Here is a 13,474-nt window from a genome sequence, read left to right as displayed (position 1 = left end):
ACTGGCATCCTGCTTGAATGCCTCTACATGACCCCAAAGCGCTGTTCAAATTGCTACACGAAGCACCACTCGAAGCGCCACCCCAAACCCTGGTCGAGACCCCGCCGCTTTACTACCTGCCCGGGCTCATAAGCGAGTCCGACGCCAGCGACCTGCAGGATAGGCTGCGCCAGGAACTCGACTGGCAGCAGCCCGAACTGACCCTTTACGGGCGCAGTCATCCCATTCCCCGCCAGCAGGTATGGATGGGCGATCACGCCTATCGCTACTCCGGCAGGGACTTCGCGCCCTGCCCCTGGCATCCGTCGGTGGCGGCCCTGCGTGATCGTCTCAATGACCTCCTCGAACGGTTTTCGGCCGTCGACAAGAGCACACCGACCACCGCCTTCAATAGCGTACTGATCAACCGCTATCGCAACGGCGAGGACCGCATGGGCTGGCACTGCGATAACGAAGCGGAACTTGGCGACTGCCCTACCATCGCCTCCATCAGCCTGGGGGCGACCCGTCCCATGCGCTTTCGCTGGAAGGACCGCTCGTCCGCGGCCTTCAACGCCTGGCTCGAAAGCGGCAGCCTGCTATGGATGGGGCCAGGCTGCCAGGAACAGCTCGAACACGCCCTGCTGCCGCGCAAGATCCCGGGTGAGCGAATCAACCTGACCTTTCGTCGACTTGTCGCCTGACCTGCAATGCTGGCGCCAGACTCGTGCAGCCTCTTTCCCCAGGACATAAAAACGGCGCCCTGTGGGCGCCGTTGATCGTTCATCCGATGGCAACTTTCCGCCATCCAAGATAACGGTATAACGCGTTGTCTATCGAGATGTCAGCAGCGTTGTCAGCCGCGATAGTAACCCGGCGTGATAACCGGCATGCGAGTCACCGTCATCGGCAGACGCTTGCCACGCACCTCGGCGTACACGGTGGTGCCGATCTCGGCGTGATCGAGGCTGACGTAGCCCATGGCCACCGGCTTGCCGACGCTGGGGCCAAAGCCACCGGAGGTCACCTGCCCGAGTAGACGATCGTCCTCGCTGTAGAGCTCGGCACCTTCGCGCACCGGGGCACGTCCCTCGCCCAGCAGGCCGACGCGCTTGCGCTGGTGGTCCTTGACTTCGACCTGGTGCAGCACCAGATCAGCCCCCGGGAATCCACCGGCGCGCTCGCCGCCACGACGACGCGGCTTGCCAATGGCCCAGATCAGCCCCGCCTCCACCGGCGTGGTGGTGGTGTCGATATCGTGGCCGTAGAGACAGAGCCCGGCCTCCAGGCGCAGAGAATCACGCGCCCCCAGGCCGATGGCCTCGACCTCTTCCTCGGCCAGCAGCTTGCGCGCCAGGGCGTCGGTCTGATCCGCCGGCACCGAGATCTCGAAGCCATCCTCGCCGGTATAGCCGCTGCGGCTGATCCACACCGGGATACCGTCGATGTCGAAGCGACCATGCTGCATGAACACCATCTCGCAGGCTGCCGGACACAGGCGCGCCATGACATCGGCGGTCTTCGGCCCCTGCAGCGCCAGCAGGCCGCGATCGACCACCTCGACTTCGTGGTCGGGCAGCCCGCGACGCAGATGGGCGATGTCCTGATCACGACAGGCCGCGTTGACCACCAGGTAAAGGTGGTCACCGGCGTTGACCGTCATCAGGTCATCGAGGATCCCGCCGTCTTCGCTGGTAAACAGGCCATAGCGTTGCATGCCTTCGGGCAGGCCGACCAGATCCGCCGGCACCAGGGTCTCCAGCGCGGCCAGCGCGTTCTCGCCACGAATCAGGATCTGCGCCATGTGCGAGACGTCGAACAGGCCGCAGGCCGCGCGGGTATGCTCGTGCTCTTTCTTGACCCCCAGCGGATACTGAACGGGCATGTCATAGCCCGCGAACGGGACCATCTTGGCCCCCAGCTCTCGATGCAGGGCATTCAGCGGTGTCGTCTTGAGTTCACTCATGGCGTTTCGTCTCGTGGTTCGTGAAAGAACCCTTGCAACGACAGGAGGTGCCCCTGAGGGCACCTCCCGTGGTCGGCTCAGGCTCAGGACTTGTCGTGATCAAGGGCCTCGCCCGGCAGGATGTCCTTGCCGTCGAAGTAGTCCTTGGTCAGCTTGAACACCACCGGCGACAGCAGCGCCAGGGCGATCAGGTTGGGAATCGCCATCATGGCGTTGAAGGTGTCGGCCATCAGCCAGATGAAGCCAAGCTGGGCCAGGGCACCCACCGGAATGGCCAGCACGAACAGTACCCTGTAGATCATGATCGAGCGGGTACCGAACAGGAACTGGAAGCACTTCTCGCCATAGAAGGACCAGCCAAGGATGGTGGTGAAGGCGAAGATCGCCAGGGCGATCGACACGATGGCCTCACCCCAGCCATTGGGTAGGGCATTGTCGAACGACAGCGCGGTCAGCGAGGCGCCGGCCTCACCGGTCTCCCAGATCGGCGCGGTCAGGATCACCAGGGCAGTGATGGTGCACACCATGATGGTATCGATAAAGGTACCGAGCATGGCGATCAGCCCCTGGCGAACCGGGTTCTTGGTCTGGGCCGCGGCGTGGGCGATCGGCGCGCTGCCAAGACCGGCCTCGTTGGAGAAGATACCCCGAGCGACACCGAACCGGATGGCCGCCATCACGGCTGCGCCGGCGAAGCCACCCATGGCGGCATGGGGATTGAAAGCGTAGTAGAAGATGTTGCTCAGGGCGCCGCCGATCTGGTCGGCATTGACCGCCAGGGCACTGACACCGGCGATGATGTAGGCGATACCCATGATCGGGACCAGCTTGCCGGCCACCTTGGCGATGCGCTTGATGCCGCCGAGGATCACCGCACCGGCCAGCACCATGATCACCACACCGGTAATCCAGGGCTCGATGCCGAAGCTCGACTCGAGGGCGTCGGCCACCGAGTTGGACTGCACGGTGTTGCCGATACCGAAGGCGGCCACGGCGCCGAAGAAGGCGAAGGCGCCACCCAGCCACAGCCATTTGCGGCCGAGTCCGTTCTTGATGTAGTACATCGGTCCGCCGATATGGAAACCGGTGTCATCGGTCTCGCGATAGCGCACCGCCAGCACCGCCTCGGCAAACTTGGTCGCCATGCCCACCAGGGCGGTGATCCACATCCAGAACACCGCACCGGGGCCACCCAGGGCGATCGCCGTGGCCACACCGGCGATGTTACCGGTACCGATGGTCGCCGACAGCGCCGTCATCAAGGCGTTGAACGGCGAGATCTCGCCTTCATCCTTGCTTTCGGACTTGCTGTCACGCCCGCCCCACATCAGCTTGAACCCCATCCCCAGCTTGCGGATGGGCATGAGCTTGAGACCCAACTGGAGGTAGATACCCACCCCCAGCAACAGGATCAGCATGATCGGTCCCCACACCACCCCATTGATGGCGGAGAAGATATTGTTGAGTGCTTCCACGGAAGTCTCCCTTTTGACTCGGCACTTGTTGTTATGCGCTGTCGACCAGCAGAAAGCCTGTTTACCGTGAATTGTTATCGGAATAACAGGCATGTCAGACGAATCGACAGCACGGACCCGCCTACGATAGCGGATATTGTCGCAAGGGCACCAGCAACGCTTGTCCACGCTAACGCCGCTTCGCCAGCCGTTGTTTGCATGAACGTCAACCGTGTTTCCTATTGGAAACTTTTGCCACCTTAGCCAAGGCGTTTGGTCTTGGCAAATCCCCCTTTGGTCGCTGAAGGCCCCCGCGCCTCTTCGACGTCTGTAGCATAGTCGCCAACGTCGAATCATGCCGGGTCTCGCCACCAACGCGTCCATCACGTGCCATCCGCCCATCCCTATCACCTCACCGTGGCTTCAGCCACGGGCGTGGACTGGACGCCAACCGCGAGTCGTTCCACCCTATGTCTTGAGAGTGCGGCGACCACCCCGTTTTTCTCTCATCATGGACTCGCCAAACGCCGAGAATGGCGTTAGCATGCGCGAAACCGGAAAACCTTTTTCGTATAGGAAATCGAGATGAGCTCAATCCCCGCCAACCTGCGCTATGTCGACAGCCACGAATGGATTCAGGACAACGGCGACGGAACCGTCACCATCGGCATCACCGATCACGCTCAGGAAGCCCTGGGTGACGTGGTCTTCGTCGACCTGCCCGAGGTCGGCACCAGCCTCGCCAAGGGCGACGAATTCGGCGTTATCGAGTCGGTCAAGGCCGCCTCTGACCTTTATGCGCCGGTGGACGGCGAGATCGTCGAGGTCAACGAGTCCCTCGAGGACGCTCCGGAGACCGTCAACGAAGCGCCTTACGAGGATGGCTGGATCATGAAGGTGCGCCTCGACGACCAGAGCGCCCTCGACGACCTGCTCGACGCCGACGCCTATCAGGCGGTGGTCGACGCCGAAGGCTGAGCCGGGCCTCTGCGACCCGCGCCACCAGGGGGAGCCACTCCCTCCCCTCGCCGGGGCCATGTGGCCCCGGCCAACGCGCCCGCCACCACGCGAGGCAACCCGTTATTCATCCGGATCTTCGGGGTCCGTCACACTCAAGGTGTTCCATGGCTTTCGATACACGTCGCCTGGCCGAACTGGCCGATCACGATGCCTTTCTCCGTCGTCACAATGGTCCCGATGGGGACGACAGGGCCAAGATGCTGTCGGCCCTGGGTGTCGAAGGCGTGGAGTCCTTGATCGACAAGACGGTGCCCGCCAACATTCGCCTGGGCCGTGAGCTCGATCTGGATCCCCCCAAGGCCGAAGCCGAGGCGCTGGACTACCTGTATCGTCTGGCCCGCCAGAACAAGGTCGCCCGCAGCTACATTGGCCAGGGCTACTACGACACCCACCTGCCGGCGGTCATTCAGCGCAACGTGCTGGAAAACCCGGGCTGGTACACCGCCTACACCCCCTATCAGCCCGAGATCTCCCAGGGCCGCCTGGAAGGCCTGCTGAACTTCCAGCAGATGGTGATGGACCTGACCGGGATGGAATTGGCCAACGCCTCGCTGCTGGATGAAGCCACCGCCGCCGCCGAGGCCATGGCGCTGTGCCGACGCTCCAACAAGAAGGCCAAGACCAATGCCTTCTTCGTTGCCGACGATGTATTCCCCCAGACCCTGGACGTACTCGAGACCCGCGCCTCCTGGTTCGGCTACGAGATCGTCATCGCCCCGGCGGAAGAACTCGCAAGCCATGACGTCTTCGGCGCACTGCTGCAGTACCCCGGCAATGACGGCCGCGTCCACGACCTGGCACCGCTGATCGCCGAGGCCAAGAAGCGTGGCGTGATGACCTGCGTTGCCACCGACCTGATGGCCCTGGTACTGCTCAAGGAGCCCGGCGCCATGGGCGCCGATATCGTGGTCGGCTCGAGCCAGCGTTTCGGCGTGCCGATGGGCTTCGGTGGCCCCCACGCTGCCTTCTTCGCCACCACCGACAAGCTCAAGCGCTCGATCCCCGGCCGTATCATCGGGGTGTCGAAGGATGCCCGCGGCAACACCGCCCTGCGCATGGCCATGCAGACCCGCGAGCAGCACATCCGTCGCGAGAAGGCCACCTCCAACATCTGCACCGCCCAGGCGCTGCTGGCCAACATCGCCGGCTTCTACGCGGTGTATCACGGCGCCGAGGGCCTGCGCACCATCGCCGGGCGCATCCATCGGCTGACCACCATCCTGGCCACCGGCCTGGCCCAGAAAGGCGTCAGCCTGGCCAACGACAGCTACTTCGACACCCTGCGTCTGACCGGGGTCGATCGCGGCAAGATCCACGGTCGAGCCATGACCCACGAGATCAACCTGCGCTACTTCGACAACGGCGACGTGGGTGTCAGCCTCGACGAGACCACCACCGCCCACGATCTGGACGCGCTGTTCGACGTGCTGCTGGGCGAGGAGCACGGCCTTGGCGTGCGCGAACTCGACGACGGCATCCTCGAGTCCCAGGCCAGCGGCATTCCTGCGGCTTGCCGACGCGAGAGCGACTTCCTTGAGCACCCGACCTTCCAGCGCTATCGCAGCGAGACCGAGATGCTGCGCTACCTCAAGCGCCTGGAGAACAAGGACCTGTCGCTGGCCCACGCGATGATTCCGCTGGGCTCCTGCACCATGAAGCTCAACGCCACCACCGAGATGATGCCGATCACCTGGCCGGAGTTCGCCCGCATCCATCCCTTCGCGCCGAAGGATCAGGTCGCCGGCTATCGCCAGATGATCGACGAACTGGCGGCCTTCCTGGTGGAGATCACCGGCTACGACCACATCTCGATGCAGCCCAACTCCGGCGCCCAGGGCGAATACGCCGGTCTGCTGGCGATCCGTCGCTACCAGGCGGCCCAGGGCGAGGGCCACCGTGACGTCTGCCTGATCCCCAGCTCCGCCCACGGCACCAACCCGGCCTCTGCTGCCATGTGCAGCATGCGCGTGGTGGTGGTGGAGTGCGACGAGGATGGCAACATCGACCTGGCCGACCTCAAGGCCAAGGCCGAGCAGCACTCACAGGCACTGTCCGCGATCATGCTCACCTACCCGTCCACCCACGGGGTGTTCGAGGAAGGCGTGCGCGAGGCCTGCGACATCGTCCACGCCAACGGTGGCCAGGTGTATATCGACGGCGCCAACATGAATGCGCAGGTCGGCCTGGCACGTCCGGGTGACTTCGGCGGCGACGTCAGCCACCTCAACCTGCACAAGACCTTCTGTATCCCCCACGGCGGTGGTGGCCCCGGCATGGGCCCGATCGGTGTCAAGGCGCACCTGGCGCCCCATGTGGCCAACCACAGCGTGACCCCGATCGACGGTGTCGAAGAGGACTCCGGCGCGGTGTCCGCGGCGGCCTTCGGCTCGGCCTCGATCCTGCCGATCTCCTGGGCCTACATCAAGATGATGGGCGCACGCGGCCTGCGCGAAGCCACCGAGCTTGCCATCCTCGGCGCCAACTACATCGCCACTCGCCTGGAAGCGCACTATCCGGTGCTCTACAAGGGCCAGAACGGCACCGTGGCCCACGAGTGCATCATCGACATCCGTCCGCTCAAGGCGGCCTCCGGCATCAGCGAGGAAGACATCGCCAAGCGCCTGATGGACTACGGCTTCCACGCCCCCACCATGTCCTTCCCGGTGGCCGGCACCCTGATGATCGAGCCCACCGAGTCGGAGTCACTCTATGAGCTGGACCGCTTCTGTGACGCCATGATCGGCATCCGCGAGGAGATCGCCCGGGTCGAGAGCGGCGAGTGGAGCCTGGAGGACAACCCTCTGGTGAAGGCCCCGCACACCATGGCCGACCTGATGGACGCGGACTGGAACCGGGGCTACTCCCGCGAGATCGGCGCCTTCCCCTCCGAGGCGGTCAAGGGTGCCAAGTACTGGCCGGCGGTCAACCGGGTCGACAACGTGCTGGGCGATCGCCAGCTGATCTGCTCCTGCCCGAGCATCGACGAATACCGCGACTGATCCCGTCGCAGGCAAAGCACAGAACCCCGCCACGGCGGGGTTCTGTCGTTTATCGCATGTGTGCAGGAAGGACTGACGCCTCAGCCCTCGGCCTGGCGACCCTCGGGGTGGCCGAAGCGCTCCAGATGGCGCTGCTCGCGAAAGGCCTCGAGCAGGTGGTGGTAGCGACTGGGGACCCGCGCCCCGCGTCGACTGACGAGGTAGAGCGTCTCGTCCATGGGGTGGGTCAGGGTCATCTCGCGCACCTGACGTTGCCAGGGCGAGGTCTCGAGCACCAGGCGCGAGACCACGCTGAAGCCGAGGCCACGGGCCACGGCGTCGAGCACCATGCCCACCTCGTTGGTGAAGCCCTGTCGCGGGAAGTGGCTCATGGAGCTGAAGTCGTCGGGAAAATTGGCTCGCAGCAGGCTACCGGCCTTGTCCAGACCATCGGTATAGCTGATGAAGCCGAGCCCCAGCAGGTCATTGAGGCTGGTGCCGGTAAAGTCCGCCGGCACTACCAGGCTCAAGGGTTCGTCGTGCCACGCCTCGCACTCGAGATCCGGGTGACGGGTGACCTCGGTGACGATGCCGAGATCGTGCCGACCGGCCAGCACATCGGCCAGGATCTCCTGATGAAAGGCGAAGCAATAGGATACGGTCAGTCCTGGATGCCGCTGCTGCTGGCCCAGGATAAACGGATAGAGCATCAGCCCGATGCTGCCGGGTGACGCCAGCCGACACTCGCCGCTGTCGAGACTCTCGTCGTCCAGAGAGTGACGAAACTGTTCATGCTCGGAAAACAGCTTTACCGCGTAGTCGTAAGCTCGGCGGCCGGCCTCGGTCAGCCGGAAGCGGCGCCCCTGGCGCTCCAGCAGGGTCTTGTCCAGATAACGCTCGAGCTTGCGCACGTGCTGGCTCACCCCCGGCTGGGTCATCTCGAGACGCTGGGCGGTACGGGTGAAGCTGCCGGTCTCTACCAGGGTGATGAAGGTGCGGAAGTACAGGGCATTGAACATGGAGTGACGCCAGGGTGATCCGTCCGGTTTGCAGGCCAGCGACAAGCCAGGTCATGGCTGCTGCAAACCAAGGCCAATTGAGGAAATGCCCACGCAGTGCACGAGGCCCTTTCCTTGGGTCGGCATAGTCTACCACTTCGGCACGAAGCCCGCAGCGGTGCGCCCTGACGCCCGGCCGTGGTAGCATCGAGCCATGATAGAGCGTTCATTTCACACCACCTCCGACCAAGAGTTCACCACCATGCATGACCCCATCGCCGCCCGTGCCGACGCCATCCATGATGCCCTGATCGACATGGAGCGTGACGCCAGCGCCGAGGAGCTGTTTCCGCTGGGCTATCTGATTCCCCAGATCCCCCTGGTGGTGGACCAGCTGGACTACGACCCGAGCGAAGTCACCAGTGACGATTTCGACGCCGTCTTCCATGAATGGCTGGACGGCGCCTTTGCCCAGGACGGCATGAGCGACGCGGATCAGAGCGCCGTGCGCGCCCTCTTCAATCAGGCGTGTGCCAAGGCCCCTGCGCCCTGACACCCGCCCAGACAAGGAAGCCTTGTATGCCAGAGACCATTTCCACCACGATCTCCCCCGAGGGCAGCCTCGAGATTCTGTCCCAGCACGAGGTCAATCGTCTGCGCGACAGCTCCCAGACCGGCCTGCACGAGATGCTGCGCCGCTGTACGCTGGCGGTGCTCAATTCCGGCAACCCCATGGATGACGGCCTGGCCCTGCTCGAGACCTACCCCAACTTCGATATCGAGCTTTTGCAGCAGGACCGCGGGGTACGTCTGAAGCTGACCGATGCCCCCGCCGAGGCCTTCGTCGACGGCCGCATGATTCGCGGCATCCGCGAGCATATCTCCAGCGTGTTGCGCGACATCGTCTACGTCTACAACGAGATCCAGAACCAGTCGCGCTTCGACCTGGCCACCGGCGAGGGCACCACCAACGCGGTGTTCCACATCCTGCGCAAGGCCGGCACGCTCAAGCCTAGCCGGGATCCCAGCCTGGTGGTGTGCTGGGGGGGTCACTCGATCTCCCGCGAGGAGTACGAGTACACCAAGGACGTGGGCTACCACCTGGGGCTTCGCGATCTCGACATCTGCACCGGCTGCGGCCCTGGCGCCATGAAGGGACCGATGAAGGGCGCCAACGTCGCCCACGCCAAGCAGCGCCGCTACCCCGGCCGTTACCTGGGGGTGTCGGAGCCCGGCATCATCGCCGCCGAGGCGCCGAATCCCATCGTCAACGAACTGGTGGTGATGCCGGATATCGAGAAGCGCCTGGAAGCCTTCGTGCGCCTGGGCCACGGCATCATCGTCTTCCCCGGCGGGGTCGGTACCGCCGAGGAAATCCTCTACCTGCTCGGCATCCTGCTGCACCCGGACAACGCCGACATGGAGTTCCCGGTGGTGTTCACCGGCCCCGCCAGCGCCGCCGCGTACTTCCAGCGAATCGACGAATTCCTGGTCTACACCCTCGGCGAATCGGTGCGCGAGCTCTATCAGATCATTATCGATGACCCGACCGAGGTGGCCCGCACCATGCGCGCCAACATCGACAAGGTCACAGAGTATCGGCGCGCCCGCCAGGACGCCTTCTACTACAACTGGCGCCTGACCATCGCGCGTAACTTCCAGGAGCCCTTCGTGCCGACCCACGAAGCCATGGCGTCGCTGGCGCTGAACCGTGAACTGCCCAAGCACGAACTGGCCGCCAATCTGCGCCGCGCCTTTTCCGGCATCGTCGCCGGCAACGTCAAGGAACAGGGCATTCGCGCCATCGAGGCCCACGGCCCCTTCCGCCTGCACGCCGAGGCCGACCTGATGGAGAAGCTCGACGCCCTGCTGACGTCCTTCGTCGCCCAGGGTCGCATGAAACTCGCGGGTGACTATGTCCCCTGCTATACCCTGGGCGGCGCTGTCGCCTGATCGCCCTCATCCGTATCCGCAGCACCATAAAAACACATCGCCCCGAGCCGCAAGGCTCGGGGCGATGTGTTTTCTTACTGAACGTGCAGAGCGCATCGGCGCCAACAAGACCGCCGTCACCAGAGCTCCGCCGCAAGGCTCAATCCCGCTTCGAGAACACCAGCACCACGGCGTGCAGCAACAGTCCTGCGGTCGCCCCCTGGGAAAGCACCGCCAGACCAAGCGCCATGCCATCGACCAGGGTGCTGTAGATCGCCATTACCACCAGGCCCACGACCATGCAGCCCAGCAGGGTGAACAGCATGCGTAGAAAGCGCGAGCGTCCCGCGCCATCGAGCAACCGCCACTGAAACAGGCTGGCCAGGGCCAGTACGCCGAGCACGATATAGCCCAGCGTCTCGCGGGTATCGAGACCGGCCATCTGGTAGCGCGGCAGGGTCAGCGCAAGCACCAGCATCAGGCCGACCATCAGGCTCAGGCGAGCAGGGCTCGCGATCGCCCTGGCCATCAGGCCACCTTCAGGTTCTGCCGGGCAATCCAGCCCTCGACCCAGGGCAGCGCCTCGTCATCGGCCATGAAGGTCTCCATGGCGTCGATCTCGAGCCGGTCGTCGAGGCGTGTTGCGCCCTGCTCCTCGAGCAGCTGGTCCAGGCGACGCCCGGCGCCGCAGAAGGTTTCGCCGTAGGAGCTGTCACCCAGGGCGATCAGGCCATAGCGAAGTTGCCCAAGGCCGGGACTCTTGTCCTGCAACTCGCGCACGAAGCTGACGAAATTACCCGGGAAGTCACCGCTGCCGGTGGTAGACACGCAGAACAGCGCCAGATCGGGTGCATCGTCTGTGACGTCGGCCAGGGTCGGGTTTTCGAGCACCGAAACCTCGTAGCCCGCGTCCTCGAATAACGGCTTGACCTGTTCGGCTACGTCGAGAGCACCACCGTACATGGTGCCAACCAGTATCTTGAGAGTAGGCATGTGATGGAATTACCTGAGAATTTTGGTCGGATTCTAGCACGTAGGCTGGCGCCTGCGCATCCCTCGGGCGCTGCAAGCCGTGTCTGGACCGGATACCATGGCAGGCCAGTTCACACTCCCCCGCCCACCGCCACCACACAAGCGAGAGCCCCATGCGCGAGACCTTCGAGGCCTGGATCACCCCCATCATGATCGGCGGCCTGATCCTGTTCATGTGCTTTATCATCTGGGACCTGGCGAAGCAGTCCAAGGCTGGCCGCTTCGGCACCCTGATGCTGTTCATCGTGCTTGGCGCCGGCATGCTGGGCTACGTGGCAAAGGTCGTCATTACCTGGTATCTGGAAGGCAAGGGGGTCTAGCACCGCTCCTGGCGACACTTGCTCTCGTCGACTCTTCCACCAGAGCCTCTGGCCTCCAGGTCGACATCGCCATTGTCCATGGCGTCGTTGTCTTACCGATTCTGCCGTTTTGTTCGTACCGCCGATATCAGGTATCGAACCATTGTTGTATACAGTTTGTCGTCCTACATTGGATACACTAGCGCTGCATAGTGTATTCAGTGACTAGAGACGCCCTGACAACAACCACAATGGCCAGGATCATGCAGACACCCCCCACGACACTGTTCGACTTCCACGGCCGGCCCGGCATAGCCCGGGCGCTGCCCATTTCGCTTCAACACGTGCTGGCGATGATCGCCGGTGTCATCACTCCGCCGCTTATCGTCGCCGGCGTGGTCGGCGCCACCCCGGCGGAAAAACTCCAGCTGATTCAGGTAGCGGTGCTTGCCTCCGGCGTCTGCACCCTCTTCCACCTCTACGGCGTCTGGAAGTTCGGCGCCCGCCTGCCGGCCATCTTCGGTGTCGGCTTCGCCTATGTGCCAACGCTGATCGCCGTCGGCGCCCAGTACGGCATCGAGGGCATCCTGGGCGCCCAATTGATCGGTGGCATCACCATGATGGTGGTGGGCTACTTCATCCAGTTCATCCGCCACCTCTTTCCCCCGGTGGTGGCGGGCACCGTGGTGCTGGTGATCGGACTGTCGCTGTACGACATCGCCATCCGTTACATGGCTGGCAGTGGCAACGTCAACGCCGAAGGCTTCGGTGATCTCGTCAACTGGGGCCTGGGCGTTCTGACGCTGGTCACCGTCCTGGTGGCGTCCCAGTTCGGGCGCGGCGTGGTCAAGCTGTCGGCCATCATCATCGGCATGCTGGTGGGCTATCTGGTCGCCATCCCCCTGGGCATGATCGACTTTTCCCCGGTGAACAACGCCCCATGGCTGGCGGTGCCGGAGTTGATGCCGTTCGAGATGGAGTTTCACTCCGCGGCCATCATTTCCATGGTGGTGATCTGCGTGATCAATTCAGTCCAGACGATTGGCGATCTCTCCGCGACCAGCGTGGCGGGGATGAACCGGGAACTGGCGACAAAGGAACTCACCGGCGGCCTGCTCGGCAATGGCCTGACGACCACCCTGAGCACCTTCTTCGGCGCCCTGCCGACCTCCACCTACAGCCAGAACGTCGGCATCGTGGCGATCACCAAGGTCATCAGTAGAAGCGTCTTCATGCTGGCGGGTGTCATCGTGCTGCTGGCCGGCCTCAGCCCCAAGTTCGGCGCGCTGATGACGACCATCCCCTATCCGGTCATCGGTGGCGCCACCATCACCGTGTTCGGAATGATCACGGTGACCGGCATCCAGCTGCTGATCAAGGACGAGATGACCGCCCGCAACATGACCATCGTCGGGCTGTCGCTGGCCCTGAGCCTGGGCATCACCTCGGTGCCGTCGGCGATCGAACAGTTCCCGGAAACGGTCAAGGACGTGGTCACAGGCGCACCCATCGTGATCGCCGCGATCAGCGCCTTCCTGTTGAACCTGCTGTTGCCGCGCAAGACACTGGCCCAGGAGGCTCAGGAAAGGGAGGAAGAAGCCCGACAGACGAATCTCGATCGCCAGAGTACCGAGGAAGGCTGACGCCCGGTACGCCTATGACCTTGATATCAGCCACGGCTGCAAAGGAGCTGTTGCAAGGCTCCACTCCAGCCCCGCCACAAAAAAAGCGCCGCCCTTTTGGGGCGGCGCATTTTACGATGACACTTTGCGTCACGACCTTCGGTTACGACACTTCTTCAGGGTGACGCCTTTAC

General features: G+C 63.7%; 12 protein-coding genes. 7 read left to right on the top strand and 5 right to left on the bottom strand.

Going from position 1 to position 13,474, the window contains the following annotated elements; all coding sequences use genetic code 11:
* The first annotated feature begins 50 nt into the window (after positions 1 to 50).
* A complete protein-coding gene (locus NFH98_RS09445; protein WP_349622594.1) occupies positions 51 to 683 on the top strand; it encodes an alpha-ketoglutarate-dependent dioxygenase AlkB family protein in 633 nt (210 codons plus the stop codon).
* A gap of 152 nt (positions 684 to 835) precedes the next feature.
* On the opposite strand, the gene gcvT is transcribed toward NFH98_RS09445, so the two are convergent.
* Together gcvT and NFH98_RS09435 are read right to left on the bottom strand one after the other, a co-directional pair.
* The gene (gene gcvT / locus NFH98_RS09440) at positions 836 to 1,945 is read right to left on the bottom strand and encodes a glycine cleavage system aminomethyltransferase GcvT (RefSeq protein ID WP_045991477.1); all 1,110 of its coding nucleotides are present in this window, start codon (positions 1,943 to 1,945) and stop codon (positions 836 to 838) included.
* 83 nt (positions 1,946 to 2,028) lie between these two features.
* On the bottom strand, positions 2,029 to 3,420 hold the full coding sequence (locus NFH98_RS09435) for an alanine/glycine:cation symporter family protein (RefSeq protein WP_045991478.1): 1,392 nt from the start codon (positions 3,418 to 3,420) through the stop codon (positions 2,029 to 2,031).
* Between the two features lie 564 nt (positions 3,421 to 3,984).
* On the opposite strand from NFH98_RS09435, the gene gcvH reads away from it, so the two are divergent.
* Positions 3,985 to 4,377: a glycine cleavage system protein GcvH gene (gcvH, locus tag NFH98_RS09430; protein ID WP_045991479.1), complete on the top strand. Its 393-nt coding sequence runs from the start codon at positions 3,985 to 3,987 to the stop codon at positions 4,375 to 4,377.
* A 146-nt stretch (positions 4,378 to 4,523) separates the two neighbouring features.
* Positions 4,524 to 7,418: an aminomethyl-transferring glycine dehydrogenase gene (gcvP, locus tag NFH98_RS09425; protein ID WP_348828043.1), complete on the top strand. Its 2,895-nt coding sequence runs from the start codon at positions 4,524 to 4,526 to the stop codon at positions 7,416 to 7,418.
* Positions 7,419 to 7,498: 80 nt separating this feature from the next.
* On the opposite strand, the gene NFH98_RS09420 is transcribed toward gcvP, so the two are convergent.
* Complete coding sequence (locus NFH98_RS09420; protein WP_045991484.1) at positions 7,499 to 8,416, bottom strand: LysR family transcriptional regulator; 918 nt, start codon at positions 8,414 to 8,416, stop codon at positions 7,499 to 7,501.
* 241 nt (positions 8,417 to 8,657) lie between these two features.
* Between NFH98_RS09420 and NFH98_RS09415 the strand changes: the two genes are divergently transcribed.
* Together NFH98_RS09415 and ppnN are read left to right on the top strand one after the other, a co-directional pair.
* Complete coding sequence (locus NFH98_RS09415) at positions 8,658 to 8,948, top strand: YfcL family protein (RefSeq protein ID WP_222516845.1); 291 nt, start codon at positions 8,658 to 8,660, stop codon at positions 8,946 to 8,948.
* A 26-nt stretch (positions 8,949 to 8,974) separates the two neighbouring features.
* Positions 8,975 to 10,348, top strand: a complete 1,374-nt coding sequence (gene ppnN, locus NFH98_RS09410; RefSeq protein ID WP_045991486.1) for a nucleotide 5'-monophosphate nucleosidase PpnN — start codon at positions 8,975 to 8,977, stop codon at positions 10,346 to 10,348.
* Between the two features lie 139 nt (positions 10,349 to 10,487).
* On the opposite strand, the gene NFH98_RS09405 is transcribed toward ppnN, so the two are convergent.
* Both NFH98_RS09405 and NFH98_RS09400 read right to left on the bottom strand, forming a co-directional pair.
* Positions 10,488 to 10,856 (bottom strand): hypothetical protein, encoded by a 369-nt coding sequence (locus NFH98_RS09405; RefSeq protein ID WP_045991487.1) that lies wholly within the window; start codon positions 10,854 to 10,856, stop codon positions 10,488 to 10,490.
* On the bottom strand, positions 10,856 to 11,320 hold the full coding sequence (locus tag NFH98_RS09400; protein WP_045991488.1) for a flavodoxin domain-containing protein: 465 nt from the start codon (positions 11,318 to 11,320) through the stop codon (positions 10,856 to 10,858). Before NFH98_RS09400 ends, NFH98_RS09405 begins: the two co-directional genes overlap by 1 nt.
* A gap of 152 nt (positions 11,321 to 11,472) precedes the next feature.
* Between NFH98_RS09400 and NFH98_RS09395 the strand changes: the two genes are divergently transcribed.
* Positions 11,473 to 11,679 (top strand): DUF2788 domain-containing protein, encoded by a 207-nt coding sequence (locus tag NFH98_RS09395; protein ID WP_045991489.1) that lies wholly within the window; start codon positions 11,473 to 11,475, stop codon positions 11,677 to 11,679.
* A gap of 242 nt (positions 11,680 to 11,921) precedes the next feature.
* Positions 11,922 to 13,301, top strand: a complete 1,380-nt coding sequence (locus NFH98_RS09390; RefSeq protein ID WP_108133571.1) for a uracil-xanthine permease family protein — start codon at positions 11,922 to 11,924, stop codon at positions 13,299 to 13,301.
* The last annotated feature ends 173 nt before the right edge of the window (positions 13,302 to 13,474 follow it).

The organism is Halomonas sp. H33-56 (assembly GCF_040147035.1).
GTDB lineage: Bacteria > Pseudomonadota > Gammaproteobacteria > Pseudomonadales > Halomonadaceae > Halomonas > Halomonas litopenaei.
Note: the sequence above shows the minus strand (reverse complement) of the source record. Positions and strands in the feature narration are given on the sequence as shown.